Genomic DNA, 20,179 nt, shown 5'->3' with positions numbered 1-20,179 from the left:
ACGCATGACTTCAGAATTGTTGCTGGATCGGGTCGTTTGATGGCGTCTTTTGAACTATCCGAATGCTGTTTGGTGTCAAGGTAAGGAGAATTTCCGCCCCGTCCTGCCGATTTTCAGCGCAACTGGTCTCTCAGCGATTGGTCCGGAATGCTATCCGCCCACTCGCGGGCCGCGGCGGGATCCTTATGACGCAGATAGGCCATCACCACCGTCGCCGCCTGGAGGCTGTTTTTCTGGTTGGGGTTCTCCTTCACCCATCCACTGGCTGCCTCCAGATCCTTTTCACACCAGCCGGAGATGGCGAAATGCATGGCGTCTTCCAGACCTGTTTCGACCGCCCACCGGACAGCCCCTTCGGGATCCTGCCGTGCCAACGCGCGGGCCGTGTCCACCACCATTTCACTGTCCTTCACCCAAGCTTCGCCATGGCGTTCTCCTATCCATTCCGCTGTCTTGGCCGGATTCATGGAACGCGCGAAAGCTGCCAGATCCTTGTCGGGCACCGTCGTCGGATCCAATTTGAAAAACCAGGACTCCAGCCCCTCCTGGCCTCCATTCCGTCGGAAAGCCGCGACAATTTTTTCGTATTCATCGCCCATGGCCAGGCCGTTCCGGAACAGCCAGTCCGCCGCCCCTCCGGGATCCGTATTCGCCCATCCTTCCACGAGCCCGTATACCATGGCGCGATCTCCGTTCATGAAGCCCTCATCCGCCTCGACAAAGCGGCGGGCCATCTCCGGATCGGCATGCGCCCAAGTCGCCAGCGTGCGGTTCCTTGCTTCCCCCAAGGCCAGGGGGCTCCATCCGGTCCAGTCGTAGGTCGTGAAAAAGTCGATGGCCGACTGCGGGTCGCGTTCGGACCAACTGACCCAAATGCGGGTCCACTCGTCGCCCGAGTCATTTCCGCGCAGGTCATTCTCGCGGATGAGGGCGACCAGCTCCGGCAAGCGATCGACCCCGGTTTTCTCGACCAGTTTCTCGAATCTGGCAATACGCCGTGCCTTGACGTTTTCCTGGAAAATGGCACGGGCAGACCGGGCCAGATCCTCGGAAACCTTTTTGGAAGCGGCCGTCTCCCGGTCACGGCGTCCATCGGACGTGTTGGCTCCGGTGATGTCCTGCTGCGCGCCGCCATTCGCCGCCTGAGATTGAGCGGGGGACGGGTGAAGCGGTTCCGCGGTTCCGTAACCCGCCGTGCGACCCAACGACCAACCGCAGATAAGTCCCACGCCCACGCCGATGGATAACAAGGCGAGAGGATGAAAGCGGAGGAATTTGAACGGAACCTTCATATGGTGGATTTGCTTCCCATGTTTCCGCATGATCTATCAGGACGGGGACATGGGCACAAGAGGTGAATTCTCCGCTGCCTTGATCCACAGGTTCGTGAGTGCCGGGCCGACTCACCGGCCAGCCGAGGGGGGATCTGCGGGAAGGCGCTATTATGGACCTAGCGGCGGAGTTCCGGCGCGCAACGAAACGGCGGATACATCCAAGCGGATAGCGTCGCGCTCCGTAAGGAAGAGTTCGCTTGAACAATGTTTGTCGTGGGTTAGCGTTCCGCACCCGTCCGTGCCAGGAATCCCCGTCAAGCTCCACCCGTTCTATTACCTCGATCATTTCGAGGAAATGCTCTCGTTTCTTGAGAAGAACTGCGCCGCCCTGCTGGGGGAAGGGGAGCAGGCCTTCGTGCGGGATTTCCGTGCGCTGCCTCCCGACGCCCGTGCCCTGGTCGTGAGGTTGGCGAACCGGAGTGGCAGCCATGCCCGGATCTCCAATCTCAGATACAACGAACTGCGGGAGATCCCTGCGGTTCTGGCACTTCTTTCGGAAGCGGGGTTCATCCGTTACCCCGGCGGGCCGGATCACACCGACCTAATCCTGACGCTCACCCGATCCGAGATCGTGAACCTCTTGAAGCCTACCAAGGGCCTGTCCTCGAAACCAAAGGCGGAACTCCTGCGGATGGTTTTCCAAGGTGCGGAAGCCATCCGGTTGCCGGATGACATGCTTGCGGACTTCGTGATCCAACAGCGTGTCGAGACAATCGGGTTCCTGTTTTTCCTGTTTTTCGGGAAGCACCGGAAGAATCTGCAACCGCTGGCGCTGAGGGATCTGGGCATTATGAAGACCCGCACGGGTCAATCCTCCTTCGAGGTCCGTTTCAAGACGAGGGAGGCCGCCACGCATGGCTTTTTCTACGCGAGGATTTCCGCGGAGATCGGTTCGGGCGAGGGGGCGGGGCTGGTTCATCTCGCGGAGTCCGTGCCGGATTGGCCCGTGTGCTCCGAACCGGCGGCTGAGGGCGTCAGGGACCGGGAGATCTGCCGTCTCGGTGCCAGGCTGGAACAAGCCGGATTGGCCGACGATGCGATGAAGGCCTACCTCCACGCAACCGGACATCCGGCACGGGAACGGATCTGCCGCATCCTCTTCTCCAAAAATGAAACCGGACGGGCAAAGGAGCTTTTGGAGCAGATCATCTCGAATCCGTCATCGGACGAGGAACTGCTTTTCGCCGAAGATTTCCATGCGAGAAAATTCGGCACGCGGAAACTCAGCCGTCTCACCCACCTCCTGCGCTCGGCACCGGTCATCGAAATCGATGAAGCCTTCCGCGACAGTGCCGAGGATGCCGTGGTGGAACACTTCAGGAAGGAGGGGGAAAGGGCTTTCCGGACGGAAAACCAGCTGTGGATCTCGCTTTTCGGCCTGTTGTTCTGGGATCAGCTCCAAGGCGGAAACGGCGAGACAAAGCACAACGAGTTCGAGCACCGGCCGACCCAGCTTGCCGACGGAACGTTTTTCACCAGGAACGAGGCCGCCATCAACCGGCAGCTCGCCCTGCTTCATGCCGGCTCCGTGCTTCCACATCTGGAAAGCGTCATCGAAGCGCATGAGGGAAAACCGAATGGTGTGTTCGGATGGAGGAGGGACACGCTGCCCCTCATCCGGGAACTCATCAGTCATGGACCACCGGGAGCCATCGAAGCCATCCTGAGGCGGATGGCCGTGGATCCCTCCATGGGCGACGCCGGATTTCCGGACCTCATGGTTGTCGCCGGAGGCAACCTGCGTTTCGTCGAGGTCAAGGCGGAGGGAGACCAGATCCGGAGACACCAGTTGGTCCGGATGCAGGTGCTGGAAAAAGAAGGATTCACCGTGGAGGTTGTCCGCGTCCGGTGGTTTGCCGACCCTGACCAGGAATATGTGGTTGTTGACGTGGAAACCACGGGTGGCCGGGCGGCCCATCACCGTGTGACCGAGATCGGCGCGGTGAAAGTGCGCGGAGGCCGGGTGATCGATCGATTCAGCACGCTGGTGAATCCCGGCAGGAGGATCCCACGGGAAATCACCCGCATTACGGGGATTTCGGATGCGATGGTGGCGGATGCACCGGAATTTTCAGAAATTTCCGGAGCATTCCGGGAATTCGTGGGAAAGGCGGTGTTCGTCGCCCACAACGCCCGGTTTGACCACGGTTTTCTACGGGAGGAATATCACCGCATCGGGGAGAATTTCCGCTGTCCGACCCTTTGCACCGTTGTGGCGATGCGGAGGTTTTATCCAGGTCTTCCTTCCTACAGCCTCGCCCGGCTGGCAGGGCATTTCGGCATCCCCCTTGAATCCCATCACCGGGCGTTGTGCGATGCGGAGGCGACCGCGGAACTGCTCCGTCTCATCAACGCAAGGCGGAACGGGATGGATTGATCGCAGGTGACGATAGCCATGTTTCGATTCCCGGGACGTCCCGGTCCAAGCCGGATTGTTCCGCCTTTCAAAAACTCATGGATCGGTCACCTTCAAGCGCAGGAAGAGCCGGGGATTGTTGCCGGCGGGAATGCTGAAAACGTGCTGGGGCGGGATGCCGGTGTCCGGCACCGCCTGCCAACTGCCGGGCAGCAAGGTCGTACTGGATTCCGCGCCGTAGGTGATGCCGCCGACTCCCGAGGGCTGGGTGAAGCTGGTGCTCAGATTTCCACCGATGCGTTGGATTTTTGGCAGCAGTCCGATGCGTGCGGTGGCTGGATTCTGATTGGGGCCGAAAAAGGCGAAAACGTGGAGGTTCTGGATTCCTGTTTTATAGGGGTCCGCGGTATCCTTGGCGTTTCCACTGCTGGCAGGGGTTCCATACCACGTCTGGCGCCAGCTTTCGATGGGAGTTGGAATCAGGTAGGAACGCACCAATCCATCGGAAATCGCGCCGGAGTTCTCGCTATCGCCACCGATGGCGAAAAGGGAGGTTCCCGCCGTGGTGAGGAGATTTCTGGAGAGGAGGAAATCATTGTTGTGCGCGGTCCCGTCAAAGACGGTGTCGTCAGCGAAGACTCCCGCTGTCGTGAAGCGGGAAACGAGGATGTTCGATTTGTTTGTGGGGTCCGCCACGCAACCGGCGGTGAGCACATCGTCGCCAAGCAAGCGGACGGAGAAAAAAGCATCCGTGGCTTCGGGAAGCGTGTTGCCGCCATTTTTGGCAAACGACCAGGTCACGGAGCCGGTGGCACCTGCGAGTTTCGCGATATATGCCGTCTGGCCGGTGGCGGAGTTCCTCAGGAGGCCGGCCGCATAGAGATTGTTGGATGTATCCCTGACGATGTCGTAGGCGAGGTCGCCGCTATTGGCGGAGCCATTGACCTCACGTATCCAGGTTGAACCGCCGCCCGCTCCGGGGTAGCGCGCGACACAGAAGTTCTGCCCGCCCGTCGCACCGGTCACGTAGCCTGCGACGGCCAGATCTCCTGTGCTCAGGAACGTCACGGCATTCCAAGCGTCATAACCATTTCCCGCGCCGTTGTAGGTCTGCGACCAGTTGACGGTGCCGGTGCCGCCAAGGCTCACGACAAACGCGTCCTGGCCGTTGCGTCCCGCGACGGCCACGTTGCCGGATGGGTCGGCCGCCACCGCCGCGGCATCCGTGCCATCGATGGTGCTGGTGTGATTCCATATCTGGCTGCCGGTGGAGGAGTTGATTTTCGTCACCCGCAGGCGGCTGCCGCCGTTCACGGGATTGGTCTCCATGCCCGCGACGACGATGTTGTTGTCCGGGGTGAACGTGATCGCGCGGGGCTGGTCGTTGCCCGTGGTGGCGTAGGTGTGGCTGGTGGTCCAGGCAAGGGTGCCGTTGTTGCCATTGATTTTGAAAACGAGCCAATCGAGACCGTTCAACGCCGAGGCGGAGCGTGCGGCAACGAAGCTGTCTCCGGTCGACGGATCCACGGCGATGGCCACCACGTCATCAGCAAGTCCGGCAGCGCCCACATCACGTGTCCATGATGCCGCACCGCCCGCGCCGGGGAGACGCTGGACGCGGATCTGCGCGCCCGTGCCGGAAGAGATCTGGGAGGCGGCGATCACATCCCCTCCGTTCGTCATGCCCACTGCCTTGATGCGGTCGCTGGTGGACGCGCCGGTGTCGACGGGCGTGCTCCATTTCAATAGGGGAAGGGCAAAGGCGGGGCCGGCGATTCCGAGCGATGCCACCACGCCTGCGGGGAACCGCAGCCCGATGCTGCAAAGGGTGGTGAACAAGCGATTCATGGCTGGTGGAACGGATGGGGCACTCAGTTGCGGGAAGGGAAGACGCCGGAGAGGGCGATGCAGAAATTGACGCAGGTGTAAGGCTGCATGTTGCCGTGGGGCTGGGAGCCTCCATCGGTGCCGGTGTTTACCGCACCGCCGAGGACACCGGTGGACGTCGTCGAAAAGGAGTTGCCGCCATCGGTTGGAACCGCGAAAACCCGTCCTGCGGGATCGGTATCGGTGGCGGGTTTGTCGCTGGCGCTGCCGGTGGTGCCGACCGCATGAGAGTGAGGGGCCAACTGGGAAGCGAGCAGGGTCACGCTCTCGGTCCCCGCGAGTTCCCCGATGGTGTGCGCCACCGACTGGTGGACAGGAACCCTGCCACGCAAATCCGGCAGTGCGAAGGTGGTCTGGCCGTTGCCGCCGTAGGTGGTGCCCAAAAGGCTGAAGAGCGCGGTGTTCTGGGCAATGGGCAACAGTTGTCCGTTGCAGAGCGCCCAGTCTTTCGGGGCGAAGTTTCCGCCGAACATCATGATCTGGCCGACTAGAGGTAGCGCTGGCATGGCTGGGTATGAAAAAGGGTTGGTGGGTGGGGACGGAAAATCAGGAAAGAAGGACGAGCGAGCTGACGACGGCCTCACCTTTCTGCTGCCCTTCGAACCGATCGGCCGAGCCCACCGGCGAGATGAAAAGCTCCAGGTTGCCGAGGACCGGGTGGCGAAGTTGATGGATACGGCTCTCGATGCGATGCCCGGGAGGCGCGTCGAAACGAAGTGAGAATTGTTCGCCGGCAAAGCCCCCGGCTTTTCCCAAGGCCTCGGCCTTCGCAAGAGTGAAATGAACCGGGGGATGCGACTCCGTGGCCGCCGCCACGAACAAGCTGCCGAGATGGGCTTCGAAAGCGGCCAACCCGGGCAGCGCGGCGGTTGGCGGAACCTCCGTCGAAGCAACCGTCGCCGGACGACGAAGGCGGCTGGCGATGCCAGCCGCGAGCGGCACCGCGCACGTGACCGCCGCCCCTGCGCAAAGAGTCAGGAAATCGCGGCGACCGGAGGCGGAAGGGCAGATCGTTTCACCGCTCGTGGTGGATGCGTTCATGGGTGTGGAGAAGGGTGCCTTCAGTTCCGGGAAGGGAAAACGCCTTGAGTGGCGATGATGAAATTGACGCACAGCGAAGGCATCAGGTTGTTGTGGGGCTGGTTGCCACCGGAGGAGGCCAGACTGGTGACGGTGCTCGCGGCCATCTGCGTGCCGGTGGTGCCGGAGTAGGGAGTGCCACTGGCGGGAACCGCCGGATAGCGGCCGAGGGGGGACGGACTGTCCGCGGCCGAACCAAAGCCCTGGCTGACGGTGTGGTTGTGGCTTGGCAAATGTGAGGTGGTCAGTGTGACGGTCTCCGTCCCGGACTTTTCCCCAAGAACGCGCTGGGTGAGGCCCGGCCCTTGCCCGGGGTGCATCGGCAGCCTGCCCTGAAGATCTGGCAAGGCGAAGGTGGTCTGACCATTGCCGCCGTAGGTGGTGCCCAGAAGGCTGAAGAGCGCCGTATTCTGGGCGATGGATAACAACTGCCCGTTGCAGAAAGCGTAGCCACGAGGCGCGAAGTTTCCGGCAAACAGGGTGATTTCAGCGACGAAAGGAGTGGCCATGATAAGGACGATTGAAGTGTGCCGGGTGCAATCCGGGCTAGTTGCGGCTGGGGAAGATGCCTTGCAGGGCGATGCAGAAGTTGACGCAGAGGTAAGGCTGCATGTTGAGATGCGGTTGGCCGCCACCGACGCTGGAGATGGAAGGCGCGCCCAGGCTGCCATTGCCGGTATCCGCGTAGAGAGGGCGCGGTGTCACCGCCGGAACCATCCCTGACGGACTGCTGCTGCCACCGGCAGCGGGACTGGCCGACATGGGTGCCACGACTCCGCCATGGTTGTGAGCGGGCATTTCCGGCACCGAGAGGGTCTGGTTTTCCGTTCCCAGAACCTGGCCCAGCGTGCGTGAAGTGAGGCCGCCGCCCGCGCCGGGATGCATCGGGGCGCGGCCTTGCAGGTTCGGCAGCATGAAGGTCGTGGTGCCGTTCCCGCCATAGGTGGTGCCGAGGATGGAGAAAAGTGCCGTGTTCTGGGCGATCGGGAGCGTCTGGCCGTTGCACTGGGCCCAACCCCGCGGCGCGAAATTGAAACCGAAGGTGGCGATTTGAGCGATGAAGGGTGTGGCCATGACGTTGGTGGCGGAGGGAAAGTGTTCCCGTCAGGGGACGATTTCACGGTTGATCGATGCCTCATACCAATTCAGGTCGTGATCCGGCGACATGACCGGGGTGATGAACAGTTCGAAGTCTCCGAGCGTTTCGTGCCTGAAGCCGTGGATCCCCTGTTGCAAGGGCCTCTCCGGACCGGCGGTGAAAATGAGTGAGAACTTCTCACATTCGACGGGCCGGTGGCCTCCGACGGGACTGGCTTCCGCCAGCCGCATGGTCACCCGATCGTTGCCGCGCGACAGATTGAATTCGTCGCCCACAAAAGGCGCGAAGGTCTCCAAGCGGAGAAACCGGGCGGGTTCCTCGGGTTTAGGAACTTCCAAAATCACAGATACCATCTAATGTTCGGGAGGATGGATTGCAATGTAAATTAATGCTTCGGATCCGGCGATCCATGCGTTAGATGAATGCTGTCAGCCGATGTCATGTCTGTCGATGCACCTGTATCCCACCGGCTCCGTGCCGCTACCCGCGACGACCTGGAGTTCCAATTCCGCCTGTATGCCAGCACGCGGCAGGAGGAACTCGCCGCCGCCGGTTTTCCGGAGGCGATGAGGGAATCATTTCTTGGCATGCAGTTCGAGGCTCAGACCTCGCACTACTCGCTATGCTATCCGTCAGCCGAGTGGCTGATCATCGGGTCCGGAGGCGAGGATGCGGGACGGCTCATTCTGGATCGCGCCCCGGATCATCTCCACATCATGGATATCGCGCTGCTGCCCGGGTTCCGCGGACGGGGCATCGGGACGGCGCTGCTGCGGCAGGTGCTCGCGGAGGCTGCGGAGAAACAGCTTCCCGTGCGCTTGTTCGCCTTTACCGGAGAGCGCGCGACGGGACTTTACCGCCGCCTGGGCTTTGAAAGCATCATGGACGACGGCATCCACACCGAACTGGTCTGGCGGCCGGCCAAGTGACCCATCCCGCTCTCTTTTACAAACACCGCCGAACCGGCATTTCCCGACACGACATGGCCGAAACCCATCCCATCCCGCCCAAGGCGGCCCGTCTTCCCCTGAACTTCGATCCCGCGGCCCTGCAGGAGGATCTGGCGGCGCTTGGATCGGGGGAATGGGTGGCGCACTTCAACACCGGATTTTTCAGCGGTGACTGGAGTGGTGCCGCACTGCGCGCGGTCGCTGGATCGGCCAACGCGATGGTTGCGGACACGCATCAGGGAGAGTTTTCCGATACGACGTTGCTCGGCCGATGCAACCACCTGCGCGGGGTGGTGGAGAGTTTCAAGTGTCCCTTGCGCTCCGTCCGTCTGCTCCGCCTGACGGCAGGCTCGAACATCCGCGAGCACCGGGACTATGATCTGGGTTACGACGCGGGCGAGGTGCGGGTCCATGTACCTGTGATCACCAATCCGGGGGTGGAGTTTTTTCTCGATGGAAAACGCATCATCATGAACGAGGGGGAATGTTGGTATCTTGATCTGAACCGGCCGCACCGGGTGCGGAACCGGGGTGAATCCGACCGGATCCACCTGGTGATCGACTGCCAGCTCAATGACTGGCTGCGCGGCATGATCGCGGAGGCCACGCCCGACGAGGGGAGCGAATCCGGCTTCGAGCCTTTCCGCCGCCTGGTTCTCTCCGAATCCGCGATGCAGGAAGAACTCGGCGCGATCACCGACCGCGGGATTTTTCTCAGCCATGCCGTGGAGCTTGGCAGGAAACATGGTTTCGACTTTCTGGAAGACGACGTCGAGGCCGCTCTCCAGGATGCCCGCCGCAAGTGGATGGAAAGGTGGATCGCATGAGCCTGCCGGATCTCCAGGGTTGGCTGCCGGTCGGCATCACGCGCCATACGAGCGAGCCGCTGGTGGACTGGTGCCGGATGGGATCCCGGCGTTTCACGGAACCATTCTTCGACCATTCCGTGGAGGCGGCGATGCAGGAGCCGTTCAACCTGCTTTTCCGCCACCAGCTTCCGCTTGATTCATTGATCGAGTGGCAGGAACGCAGCCCGGGACCTGTTCCTGACGGCTTTATCTTCCATATGTCGCGCTGTGGCTCGACACTGGTGTCCCGGATGCTCGCCGCGCTGCCCGGCCACATCGTGCTTTCCGAGCCGCCGCCGCTGGACGCGCTGCTGCGCACGGACCTGCGGGGAGCGGACGACGAAATCCGCATCGCCTGGTTGCGCGCGTGGGTCGGGATCATGGGCCGGCCGCGCAATGGAGAGCGCGGTCTGTTCGTGAAGCTTGACGCGTGGCATGTGTTCGACCTGCCGCTGTTGCGCCGCGCCTTTCCCGACACGCCGTGGATTTTCCTCTATCGAAATCCCGTGGAGGTAATGGTCTCCGCGATCGGCAACCCCGGCATGCATCTGGTTCCGGGAATGATCGGCGTGACAGTGCCGGGAATCGATCCGGACGAGGCGATGCGGATGCCGCAGGCCGAATACATCGCCCGCGTGCTTGCCGCTGTCATGCTTGCGGGCCTGGAACATCTCGGCCCGCTGGGTGGCAAGGCCATCAATTACGACAGTCTGCCCGAAGGGGTGTTTTCCTCCATCGCTCCCCACTTCGGCTTGTCCCTGTCCCCGGCGCGGATGGAGGCGATGAAGGCCGTCACCGCCTTCCACGCCAAGGCCCCGTGCTTCAATTTCGAACCCGATTCCGAAAGCAAGCGTAATGCCGCCGGCGGGGAGGTGACCGCCTTGTGCGCTGCCTTGCTGAACCCGATCTATGAACAACTGCGCAAGTTGTCGGAATGAGTCGCCCGTTTCCGGATGGGATTGCCGTCAACGCCGGCAGGCCGTCCGGTGGAGATTCATTTAATGATTGCCAAGGCAATCATTTGAATTAGTTTCCTTGGCAACTTGTTACGCCGCATGCCCGAGCCAGCAAATATTCCCGAACTGACCGACCACCTCGGGTATTGGATGCGTGTCGTATCGAACGCCGTTTCGTTTTCATTCGCCCGCAAACTCGAGACCAAAGGAATCACGACTGCGGAATGGGTCGTGATGCGGGTGTTGCACGATCTCGAATCCGCGCCGCCGAGCCGCGTCGCCGGAAGGATGGGTATGACCCGGGGGGCGGTCAGCCGCCTGACCGACCGTCTGGTTGGGAAGGGGATGGTGTCGCGGAAGGATGATCCGGCGGACGGCCGGGCGCACAACCTCAGTCTTACCCCGGCCGGGCGACGGCTCCTGCCCGAGCTGGCCGCGCTCGCGGAGCGGAACGAAGCCGAATTTTTCGGAACATTCACCCGGCGGGAAAAATCTCAAATCGAGGCTTTTTTCAAACGTGTCATCAAGGAACGGGGCATCGACGGGACCGCCACGGACTAAATCTCCTTCGCATCCGAATGGGGAAACCAATCAAAGATAAAGACCATGAATGATAGGATCAAGAGAATCGCAGAAAAATGCCTGAGGGCCAGCCATCAAGGCGACATGGTGTTCCCCGAGGTGCTGTCCACCCTCGCCGGAGCCGGAATCGAGGGCTATCTGGTGGACTATCGGAAGGAAACCACCACCTACTTTCTTCCGTCCGGGGAATTCGTGGAGCTGGCACACCCGGATTCGCCAGGCCCGGCCGTCGCGGGCGAGTTCCGAGCCCGGACCGTGGAGGAGAACGTAAGGAAGTCGCAGGCGAACCTGCACACCTACAAGGAATTTTCCGCAGCCGTCCGTGAGGCGGGTTGCGCGGGATATATCGTCTCGCTTCTGGGAAAACGCGTCACCTACTTCGGCAGAACCGGCGAGACCCATGTCGAACTGATGCCATCGTGAACCGCCCTGCGGCACGCCGGGGGCTGGCTGACGGCGGCATCTGATCCAAAGTGTTCCGGAATGGTCCGTCCGCAGCACCCGTGAAGCAAAAATCCTTTTCCCGGGACCGGAAACGCGCGAATATTCCGATTTTTCGGAACACCCGCCCGACTTGTGAAATGATAGAGTTGTGATCCCGATGAAGCCGTTCCTCCTGCTATGCGCCCTGTTTGCCACTCCGCTGACCGCGGCGGAAAAACCCAATGTCGTCCTCATCATGGTCGATGACATGGGCTATTCCGACATCCGTCCCTATGGCGGTGAGATCGACACTCCCAACATCGACGCCCTTGCGAAGAACGGGCTGCGCTTCACCCAGTTTTACAATTCGGCCCGCTGCTGTCCCACCCGCGCCACGCTGATGACCGGGCTCGCACCGCACCAGGCCGGCATCGGCCACATGACGGGCGAGGAGTCCGCGGACAACAAGGAGGTGCCTCCCGCTTACGCGGGCAATATCAACGACTCGTGCGTCACTCTCGCCCAAGTCGCGAGATCCGCCGGCTACGCGACCTTCATGGCGGGCAAATGGCATCTCTCGGGCAAGGATCAGGGGGATTGGCCGCTGCAGCGCGGTTTCGACCGCTACTACGGCTGTCTGGCCGGGGCGACGCACTTCTTCGAACCCTACGGCGCGCGCATCATGTATGACGGCAACACACCGGACCCCGCTCCGAAGAGCACCACCGACCGCCCGTTTTACACGACCGACGCCTTTGCCGATCACGCGCGGGCCTTCATCGACGGGCACGCGGCGGGGGTGGGAAGGAACAGGCCGTTTTTCCTCTACCTCGCCTTTACCGCGCCGCATTGGCCGCACCACGCGCACGATCAGGAGCTCGAAAAGTATCGCGGGAAATATGCGATGGGCTGGGACAAGCTGCGCGAGCAACGCTTCGCCCGGCAGAAGGCATCCGGGCTGGTTCCCGCATCGTGGCAGCTTTCTCCCCGCGATCCGGAGGTGCCCGCATGGGATTCGCTTGATGCGGAGCAACAGGCCGCGTGCGCGGACCGCATGGCCGCCTATGCGGGGATGATCGACCGCGTGGACCAGAAGATCGGCGATCTCGTCGCCACTCTGAAAAAGAACAACGCTTTTGAAAACACGCTCATCCTTTTCCTGTCCGACAACGGTGCCTGCGCGGAGGGATCGATCCTCGGCAAGGGAGACCCCGTGAAGGATCGGGCTCCCCGGACGGATCTCATGCTGCCGAGCTACGGCCAGTCCTGGGCGAATGCCTCGGCCACGCCCTACCGTCTCTACAAGCATTTCGCCCACGAAGGCGGGGCGAACACACCGTTCATCGCCCACTGGCCCGCACGGATCAAGGCCGGGCGCGACTGGTTCCGCGAACCCGCGCAGCTGATCGACATCATGCCCACCTTGATCGATTTGGCGGGGGCTTCCTACCCGGAGGAATTCCAAGGGCACAAGGTCACCCCCATCGAGGGCATCCCGCTGACATCCGCCTTCGATGGCAAGCCGCTCGGACGCAAGCAACCGATCTTCATCGAGCATGAAAACAACGCCTTCGTCCGCGACGGCGACTGGAAGCTCGTCGGCAGGGGCGTCACTCCGCCGCGAGGACTGCAGAAGGACAAGTGGGAGCTCTACCATCTGTCCGAGGACGGTACCGAACTCCACGACCTCGCGAAGGAACAACCTGGGAAAGTCGCCGCACTCTCGGCGCAATGGGAGGCCTGGGCGGAGCGCTCCGATATTTACCCCAAGACGACCCCGAAAAAAAATCCATGAAAAACCTGCTGGCCCTTTCCCTGCTCCTGGTCGTCTGCGCCGCCACCGCGCGGGCCAAACCGAACTTCGTGCTCATCATCGCGGACGACTGCACATGGAGTGATCTCGAAATCCATGGCGGGCAGGCCAAGACTCCGAACCTGAAAAAACTTGCGGAAGAGGGCATGACCTTCACCCGCTGTTTCCAGAGTTCCCCCACCTGCTCGCCCACGCGGCACAACCTTTACACCGGACTCTATCCGGTGAAGTCAGGAGCATGGCCGAACCACACGATGGCCTACGACCATGTGAAGAGCATCGCCCACCATCTCCAGGCGGATGGATACCGCACCCATTTGTCAGGCAAGACCCACATCCTGCCGGAATCCGTGTTTCCCTTCGAATACTCGGGCGGGGGCGGGAACCCGGACATGGCGGCGATCCGGACCTTCTTCGGCGAGTGCAAGGAGCGGAAAAAACCCTTCCTGCTGATCGCCGCATCCCGGGAGCCGCACTCGCCGCACGACAAGGGAGACCCGGACGCTTATCCGCCGGGGCAGATCAAGCTCTCGCCCATCCAGGCGGACACCCCCGCCACCCGCAAGGCGCTCTCGGCCTATTTCGCGGAGATCACCTATTTTGATTCGCAGGTGGGACAGGTGCTCTCCGCTCTCGACGGGCAGGGACTGCGCGACGAAACCTTCGTCATCGTCCTCAGCGAGCAGGGATACGACCTGCCTTTCGCAAAATGGACCTGCTATGACGCGGGCCTGCACAGCGCGTGCGTCATCCGCTGGCCGGGCAGGGTGAAACCCGGGTCCTCATCACGGGCGATCGTCGAATACACCGATGTCGTCCCCACCTTCCTCGATGCCGCCGGATTGCCGCGCCCGGAGGTGCTCGATGGGAAATCGTTCCTGCCCGTCCTGACGGGGGGCGCGGAGACGCACCGCGAGTTCACCTTTTCCCAGGAAACCTCGAAGGGGATCATCGCCGGACCGATTCACTACGGCATTCGTAGTATCCGGGGCGGGCGCTACCGTTACATCCGCAATCTCACCCCCGGGGTGACATTCAAGAATGCGGTCACGCCGGGCAAGGTCTTCCAAAGCTGGGTCCGTGCCGCGGCGAACGGCGACGGACGTGCGGCGGAACTGACGAAAGGTTTCCAGCATCGCCCGGCGGAAGAACTCTACGATTGCGAGGACGACCCGTGGAACCGCCGCAACCTGATCGGCGACGCCTCGCTCGCCCCGGTGGTGACGGACCTCAAGGCACGGTTGGAGGCATGGATGAAATCACAGGGTGACGAAGGCCAGGCCACCGAGGAAAAAGCCCTTACCCGCATGCCGAAGAAGGGCGGGGGGGATTGAGCGGGCTGCCAAGCAAGTTCATCGGTTGGAGTTGGCTGGAAACTGTTCTCTTGAACATTTTGGATTTCGAGGCAGTTTTCCGGCATGGCCTCTGCGGCAGCGGAAATCCTGAGACGGCAACTGCGTGAGAAATTCCCGCAGGCGCATGGATTGCGGACCGGGCCGGAGCTGCCTGATGCGGGAAGAAAGCCGTTCGAGATGGAGGCTTTTCCCGCAGGTGCGATTTCCGAGGTGGTGCCTGCCGGGCCGGTGGCGGGGATTTCGTTGATGATCGCGGGGCTGATGGGGGCTCCGGAGGAATTTTGTCCGCAGCCGGAACTGGTGCTGGTGGACGGTGCGGATGGCTTTGATCCGGATTCCCATGAGGATGCGGCGTGCTCGAAGCTGCTCTGGGTGCGGTGCCGGTCGGCGTTGGAAATGGTCAAGGCGGCGGACCTGCTGGTGCATGACGGGAACCTGCCGTTCATCCTGCTGGATGCCACCGGGTTGGACCGCAGGGATCTCGCGGGCATCCCGTCCTCGGCGTGGCTGAGGATGAAGCAGGCCGCCGGGCGGAACGGCAGCAGGGTGGTGATCATGGCTCCGTATCCCTTGGTGCCGTGCGCGAGGCTCCGTCTGACACTTTCCGCCGATTTGTCGCTCCATCACTTCGATGTTCCGCGGTCAGACCTGCTTGACCGGCTCGGCATGGTTTCCGAATCGCTGCGCCGCGCCACTTGATTCCCATGTTCGCCTCGCTGCATATTCCGGATTTCACGATGGCGGCGGCCTTGCGGGCCGCTCCGGGGGCGCGTGGTCATGCCTGCGCGGTGCTTGCCGCGGGAGGGGCGTCTGCATCACAGGAAAAGCTGCCGCTGCTTGCGGTCAATCTGCAGGCGAGGGATGCCGGGATACGATCGGGCTGGCCGCTCAACCGCGCGTTGATCCGTTGCCCGGATCTCCGGGTGGTTGCGCGCGATCCGGTGGCGGAGTCCGCGTTGCGAGGGGAGTTGATCGCATTGGGTGAATCACTTGGCCCGGACCTGGAAGTCACGGCACCGGATACGGTGACCATCGACCTATCCACACGCCGTGGACCGTTGGGTGACGGGCTGGCGGCTTTAGAACTGGAGGGTGCCGCCATCTGGCATGCCCGCGCGCGGACCCCGGATCTGTCGCATCTGGCGGCGAAACATGAGGCGACACAGGGGCGGATCGTAGAACCCTGCGATCTGGTTTCCCTGCCGGTGGAGATTCTCCATTCCTTGGCATGTGGGAAGGGACCGATGGAGATCCTGAATTTGTGGGGGATCAGGCGGCTGGGGGAGTTCATGGCGTTTCCGCGCCAAGCGTTGGCGGAGAGGTTGGGACCTGAGGCGGGGCATTGGCATGATGTGCTGCATGGGAAGTCCTGCCGGCTCCTGCGGCTGCACCGCCCGCCGGAGTCGTTTGTGCAGGAGTTTGATTGCGATGACTCGATCACCTCACTGGAGCCGCTGGTCTTCGCGCTGAAGCGGATGCTGCACACTCTGGCGGGGCGGATGGCATCGCGGCATCTGGCGGCGGGCGTGCTGCATTTCCGGCTGGATCTGGAATCCGGCGACGCGGTCGAGAGAAGCGTGAGACTGCCCGAGCCCCAATCGCAGGTGGAGGGCATGCTTTCGCCGCTGCAGATGTGGTTGGAGTCGCTGCGGCTTGATGCTCCGGTTTCTCGAATGCGGCTTGATGCGGGAACGACCTTCGCCGCTTCCTCCCAGCGGGAGTGGTTCGGCCGGCAGATGCCCCAGCCGGAGCGGTTCGCGGAGACGCTGGCGAAGCTGGATGCGTTGTTGGGGAACGGGCGTGTCGGCATTCCGGCCCATGGTCCTTCATTCGCGGCGGATTCCTGCGTGATGCTTCCGGTGATGGGGGCGAGGGGGGCGGGGCCGGTCGGAACAAGCCGCCCGGAGTGCCCGGTGCCCTTGCACCGGTTCCGACCGCCACGGAAGATCGCGGTGGCGCATGAGATGCGTGATGGCACGCCATGGCCCATGGCATTGCTAAACGGATCGCATCCCGGCGAGATCATCGACCGGCGCGGACCGTTTCCGATGTCCGGCGACTGGTGGCGGACGGAGGATTCGTGGGAACGGCTGGAGTGGGACATCCAGCTTGCGGGCAGGCACCTCCTGCGGCTGGTGTGGCTCCGGCAGGATGATTGGCAATTGGATGGCATCTACCGATGAGCGCGGCATTTACAGAACTGCACGCGTGCTCGGCGTTTTCTTTCCTGTATGGCGCGAGCCTGCCCGAGGTGATGGTGGAGCGGGCGGCCGACTTGGGGTATGATTCCATCGCCATCACGGACCGGGCCGGGTTTTATGCTTCGGCACGGGCGCATCATGCGGCGGTGGAGCATGGCATCCGTGCCATCGTCGGGAGCGTGCTGGATCTGCCGGATGGTTCGCGGTTTCCGGTGTTGTGCGCGACCCGCGATGGATACCGGATGATGAGCCGCCATCTCACGGACAGGCATCTGCTGCCCGAGGTGGAACATGCGCTGCGTCCGGCGGCCGGGCACCTGATCGCGCTGACCGGAGACCGCGGCGGACCCATCTGCCGGCACCTGCTGAAAAATGACAAACCCGGCGCGCTGGCGGCGGCGGAGCGCATGGTGGGGATGTTCGGCAGGAACAACCTCTACGTGGAACTCATCCGTCAGGGACTGCGTGACGATGGCCGCTTGAACCGTCTCCTGATGGATTTGGCCGGGCATCTCAAACTGCCCGTCATCGCCAGCAACGCGCCGTTGTATGCGAACCGTGAGGATCGGATTCTGGCGGACGCGTTCACCTGCCTGCGGCATCACGTCCCGCTGGACGGCGCGGGCAGGCTGCTGGCACGCAACACCGAGCGCCATTTGAAGCCGCCGCAGGAGATGGCCGCCTTGTTCGCGGACCTGCCGGAGGCGATCATCAACACGCGGAGGCTCGCGGACCGGATCGGCTTCACGTTGGAAAACCTCGACTACCGGTTTCCGGATTTCCCGGACGAAAAGGGCAATCCTCTTTCCATTGACGGGCAGGCGGCGCTGCTGCGGCGGCTGGCGTATGAAGGGGCGTCGCATCGTTACGGTAAATGCAGTTATGAAGTGAAGGAACAGTTGGAAAAGGAGCTCGGTCTCATCCACCAGTTGGGTTTTCCGGGTTATTTCCTCATCGTGCGCGAGATCGTGGAATACGCGCGCGGACGGGGAATCCTGTGCCAGGGCAGGGGATCCGCGGCGAACTCGGTGGTGTGCTACGTGCTCGGGATCACGGCGGTGGACCCGGTCAAAAACAGGCTGTTGTTCGAGCGGTTCCTTTCGGAAAACCGCAGGAGCTGGCCGGACATCGACATCGACTTTCCCTCTGGCGAAAAGCGTGAGGAGGTCATCCAGCACGTATTCAAAAAATACGGAGAACGGGGAGCCGCCATGACGGCGAACGTGATCCGCTACCGCAGCAAGCTGGCGTTCCGTGAAATGAGCAAGGTGCTGGGGTTCCCTCCTTCGGTCGCGGAAAGATTCTCCGCCACGCCTTCCTCATTCAAGGGCGAGGGCTCGAATGGGAAGAGCAGGGAGGAGCGTGAATTGGATTTCGATGAACGCGTGACCAGCGTGATCCCTCCATCGCATCCCAGGCTTGAGGCACTCACCCGGCTTTATTTTGCGGCGGTCGGCATGCCGAGGCATCTGGGACAACATCCGGGCGGAATCATTGTTTGCGACCACGGGCTTGATTCCAGCGTTCCGCTACAGCCCGCGACCATGCCGGGGCGGAACATCGTGCAATGGGACAAGGATGACTGCGATGAGATGGGGATCGTGAAGATTGACCTGCTCGGTCTTGGCATGCTGGCCGCCATCGAGCATGCGCTGGAGATCCGCACCCGCCGGGGCGACCCGATGGACCTGGCGGATATTCCCACGAATGACAAGGCTGTGTTTGATATGCTCTGCCGGGCGGACACCATCGGCACCTTCCAAGTCGAGTCACGCGCCCAGATGGCGACGTTGCCGATCATGCGACCGAAGAAGTTTTACGATCTGGTGATCGAGGTGGCCATCATCCGCCCCGGTCCGATTGTGGGTAATCTGGTGCATCCTTATCTCAACCGGCGCAGCGGACGGGAGAAGCCGGATTATATCCATCGTGCTTGTAGGAAGACATTGAAGCGCACGCTGGGCATCCCTCTCTTCCAGGAACAAGTGCTGCGCATCGCGATGGAGGTGGCGGGTTTTTCGGGAGGGGAGGCGGACGAGCTGAGGAAGGCGATGGACTTCAAGCGGGATGACAGCCGGATGCAACGCGTGACGGCGAAACTCCGGCAGCGGATGGACGAGCGCGGCATCGATCCGGTGGTTCGTGAAAAGGTGGTGGATTCCATCGGTTCCTTCGCTCTGTATGGTTTTCCCGAAAGCCATGCCATATCCTTCGCGATGATCGCCAATGCTTCGTGCTGGCTCAAGGTGCATCACCCGGCGGAATTTTACACCGGACTCATCAACAACCAGCCGATGGGTTTTTATTCGGTGAACACCCTGATCCAGGATGCGAAACGCCACGGCATCCGCATGCTCCCGGTGTCGTGCGTGTGGAGCGAGGAAGTCACCGCGGTGCTGGATGATTCCACCCTGCGGCTGGGCCTGCTGCGGTTGAAGGGCCTGGGCCGCGTGACAGCGGAGCGGATCGTCAGGGAGAGGAAAGCCAGGCCATATGATTCCCTGGAGGATTTCTTGTCGCGTGTCCGCCCGACGGAAAAGGAGAAGCGGTTGCTGGCTCATGCGGGCGCGCTGAACGATCTGCCGCAGGTGGAGCATCGTCGGGAAGCCCTGTGGCAGGTCGAGCTGCCGTTGTTCGATGATCTGCTCACATCCGGAAATCCCACCCACCACGGAATCATGCCGCGGATGGAAATGGCGGAGCGTCTTTCCTCCGATCTTGCGACGCAGGGAGCTTCGATCGGTCCGCATCCGATGCGGCTGTGGCGCGAACGAATGGGAACAAGACAGTACCAACGGGCGAGGGATCTGCACTATCTCCCTTCGGGCTTTCCGATCAAGGTGGCGGGAATGGTGATCTGCCGGCAACGTCCGGGCACCGCGAAAGGGCATTGCTTCATCTCGTTGGAGGACGAGACGGGTATCGCCAACCTCTTCGTCAAGAAGGAGACGTTCCACGCTTTCCGTCTCGTGATCACCAGCGAATCCTTCCTCTCCGTGGCAGGCCGGCTCCAGCGGTCCGAGGGCGACCAGCCGACGGTTTACGTCACGGGTATTTCGCCTCTTGAGGGAATGGACCGCGGCCATGCGGCGGAGTCGCATGACTTTCATTGAATGAGGAATAGGGACGGCACCGTATTCAAACAGTGAATGTTTTTAAATCATTATAATGTTGCCTGAAATTGTATTCTTTGGGTTGACCCCATGCCCTATGCTTTCTAGCGTTGTCGCCGGAGGACATCGGGATCCTCCTGTTTCGGTAGAAGACCAGACCTCTGGATGATCCGGCTTACCTC

18 protein-coding genes are annotated in these 20,179 nt (G+C 62.0%); 11 read left to right on the top strand and 7 right to left on the bottom strand.

From position 1 onward, the window contains the following. Positions 1-113: 113 nt before the first annotated feature. The gene (locus JIN84_RS20615) at positions 114-1,292 is read right to left on the bottom strand and encodes a hypothetical protein (protein WP_200352993.1); all 1,179 of its coding nucleotides are present in this window, start codon (positions 1,290-1,292) and stop codon (positions 114-116) included. 280 nt (positions 1,293-1,572) lie between these two features. Between JIN84_RS20615 and JIN84_RS23455 the strand changes: the two genes are divergently transcribed. Next, a complete protein-coding gene (locus JIN84_RS23455) occupies positions 1,573-3,711 on the top strand; it encodes an exonuclease domain-containing protein (protein WP_200352992.1) in 2,139 nt (712 codons plus the stop codon). Positions 3,712-3,786: 75 nt separating this feature from the next. On the opposite strand, the gene JIN84_RS20605 is transcribed toward JIN84_RS23455, so the two are convergent. Genes JIN84_RS20605 through JIN84_RS20580 form a run of 6 tightly spaced genes read right to left on the bottom strand, consistent with a single transcriptional unit; the run spans position 3,787 to position 8,109 of the window. Next, on the bottom strand, positions 3,787-5,538 hold the full coding sequence (locus tag JIN84_RS20605) for a lactonase family protein (RefSeq protein WP_200352991.1): 1,752 nt from the start codon (positions 5,536-5,538) through the stop codon (positions 3,787-3,789). A 23-nt stretch (positions 5,539-5,561) separates the two neighbouring features. Beyond that, positions 5,562-6,083, bottom strand: coding sequence for a phage tail protein (locus tag JIN84_RS20600; protein ID WP_200352990.1), 522 nt, complete (start codon positions 6,081-6,083; stop codon positions 5,562-5,564). A gap of 40 nt (positions 6,084-6,123) precedes the next feature. Beyond that, complete coding sequence (locus JIN84_RS20595) at positions 6,124-6,618, bottom strand: DUF6916 family protein (RefSeq protein WP_200352989.1); 495 nt, start codon at positions 6,616-6,618, stop codon at positions 6,124-6,126. 20 nt (positions 6,619-6,638) lie between these two features. Further along, positions 6,639-7,166 carry a phage tail protein gene (locus JIN84_RS20590; protein ID WP_200352988.1) on the bottom strand — a complete coding sequence of 176 codons (528 nt, stop codon included), beginning with the start codon at positions 7,164-7,166 and terminating at the stop codon, positions 6,639-6,641. Positions 7,167-7,203: 37 nt separating this feature from the next. Then, a complete protein-coding gene (locus JIN84_RS20585; RefSeq protein WP_200352987.1) occupies positions 7,204-7,731 on the bottom strand; it encodes a phage tail protein in 528 nt (175 codons plus the stop codon). A gap of 30 nt (positions 7,732-7,761) precedes the next feature. Then, complete coding sequence (locus JIN84_RS20580; RefSeq protein ID WP_200352986.1) at positions 7,762-8,109, bottom strand: DUF6916 family protein; 348 nt, start codon at positions 8,107-8,109, stop codon at positions 7,762-7,764. Between the two features lie 87 nt (positions 8,110-8,196). Here JIN84_RS20580 and JIN84_RS20575 point away from each other — a divergent pair, with 87 nt between their 5' ends. The 10 genes from JIN84_RS20575 to JIN84_RS20530 all read left to right on the top strand — a co-directional run bounded on the left by JIN84_RS20575 (position 8,197) and on the right by JIN84_RS20530 (position 19,997). Continuing rightward, positions 8,197-8,685: a GNAT family N-acetyltransferase gene (locus tag JIN84_RS20575; RefSeq protein WP_200352985.1), complete on the top strand. Its 489-nt coding sequence runs from the start codon at positions 8,197-8,199 to the stop codon at positions 8,683-8,685. Between the two features lie 53 nt (positions 8,686-8,738). Further along, a complete protein-coding gene (locus JIN84_RS20570) occupies positions 8,739-9,533 on the top strand; it encodes an aspartyl/asparaginyl beta-hydroxylase domain-containing protein (protein WP_200352984.1) in 795 nt (264 codons plus the stop codon). After that, positions 9,530-10,492 carry a sulfotransferase family protein gene (locus tag JIN84_RS20565; protein WP_200352983.1) on the top strand — a complete coding sequence of 321 codons (963 nt, stop codon included), beginning with the start codon at positions 9,530-9,532 and terminating at the stop codon, positions 10,490-10,492. The genes JIN84_RS20570 and JIN84_RS20565 overlap by 4 nt, the downstream gene beginning before the upstream one ends. Positions 10,493-10,609: 117 nt before the next feature. Further along, on the top strand, positions 10,610-11,071 hold the full coding sequence (locus JIN84_RS20560) for a MarR family winged helix-turn-helix transcriptional regulator (RefSeq protein ID WP_200352982.1): 462 nt from the start codon (positions 10,610-10,612) through the stop codon (positions 11,069-11,071). A gap of 45 nt (positions 11,072-11,116) precedes the next feature. Continuing rightward, complete coding sequence (locus JIN84_RS20555) at positions 11,117-11,515, top strand: DUF1398 domain-containing protein (protein WP_200352981.1); 399 nt, start codon at positions 11,117-11,119, stop codon at positions 11,513-11,515. Positions 11,516-11,693: 178 nt separating this feature from the next. Further along, positions 11,694-13,310 (top strand): arylsulfatase, encoded by a 1,617-nt coding sequence (locus JIN84_RS20550; protein WP_200352980.1) that lies wholly within the window; start codon positions 11,694-11,696, stop codon positions 13,308-13,310. Beyond that, the gene (locus JIN84_RS20545; RefSeq protein WP_200352979.1) at positions 13,307-14,662 is read left to right on the top strand and encodes a sulfatase family protein; all 1,356 of its coding nucleotides are present in this window, start codon (positions 13,307-13,309) and stop codon (positions 14,660-14,662) included. The genes JIN84_RS20550 and JIN84_RS20545 overlap by 4 nt, the downstream gene beginning before the upstream one ends. Positions 14,663-14,746: 84 nt before the next feature. Continuing rightward, entirely contained in the window at positions 14,747-15,382 is a 636-nt protein-coding gene (locus JIN84_RS20540; protein WP_200352978.1) for a hypothetical protein, read from the top strand. A 5-nt stretch (positions 15,383-15,387) separates the two neighbouring features. After that, positions 15,388-16,866 (top strand): DNA polymerase Y family protein, encoded by a 1,479-nt coding sequence (locus JIN84_RS20535; RefSeq protein WP_200352977.1) that lies wholly within the window; start codon positions 15,388-15,390, stop codon positions 16,864-16,866. After that, the gene (locus JIN84_RS20530; RefSeq protein ID WP_200352976.1) at positions 16,863-19,997 is read left to right on the top strand and encodes a DNA polymerase III subunit alpha; all 3,135 of its coding nucleotides are present in this window, start codon (positions 16,863-16,865) and stop codon (positions 19,995-19,997) included. The genes JIN84_RS20535 and JIN84_RS20530 overlap by 4 nt, the downstream gene beginning before the upstream one ends. Positions 19,998-20,179 lie beyond the last annotated feature (182 nt).

Origin of the sequence: Luteolibacter yonseiensis (genome assembly GCF_016595465.1) — a bacterium.
GTDB classification, from domain to species: Bacteria; Verrucomicrobiota; Verrucomicrobiia; order Verrucomicrobiales; family Akkermansiaceae; genus Luteolibacter; species Luteolibacter yonseiensis.
This window is presented reverse-complemented; position numbering and strand designations above follow the sequence as displayed.